Genomic DNA, 629 nt, shown 5'->3' on the forward strand with positions numbered 1-629 from the left:
CGGGCGGTTCTGAGTGCGCCGGTGCCGGGGTCGGTGTCGGTGCCCGGGTTGTTCGCTGCGCAGGTGGCCCGCGCGCCGGGGGCGGTGGCGGTGTCGGGTGCGGGCCTAACGTTGACCTACCGCGAGCTCGACGAGGCCTCGACCCGGCTGGCGCGGTTGTTGGTGGCCCACGGTGCGGGACCGGGACAGATTGTGGCGCTGCTGTTTTCGCGGTCGGCCGAGGCGATCGCGGCGATGCTGGCGGTGCTCAAGACCGGGGCGGCGTACCTGCCGATCGATCCTTCCGCCCCGGACACCCGGATCGAGTTCATGCTCGGTGACGCCGCCCCGGTGGTCGCGGTCAGCACCGCCGATCTGGCAGCGCGATTCGAGGGCCGCGGTGTGCCGGTGGTGGAGGTCGGCGATCGGCGCCTCGACACCGTGCCCGACACCGTCCTGGCGGAGCCGGGCGCCGACGGGCTGGCGTATCTGATTTACACCTCGGGTACCACGGGTGTGCCCAAAGGTGTTGGGGTTTCGCATCGTAGCGTGACGGCGTTGATCGGTTCGCTGGATGCGGGGTTGCCGGCGGCGGGGGTGTGGTCGCATGCGCATTCGTTGGCCTTCGACGTGTCGGTGTGGGAGATCTT

At 70.6% G+C, this 629-nt stretch carries 1 protein-coding gene; it reads left to right on the forward strand.

What is annotated here, in order from left to right:
- Positions 1-629 (forward strand): AMP-binding protein (locus A9X05_RS14450; protein WP_156736715.1); only part of this gene is annotated, 629 nt, incomplete at both ends.

Origin of the sequence: Mycobacterium sp. E3298, from assembly GCF_001666895.1 — a bacterium.
GTDB lineage: Bacteria > Actinomycetota > Actinomycetes > Mycobacteriales > Mycobacteriaceae > Mycobacterium.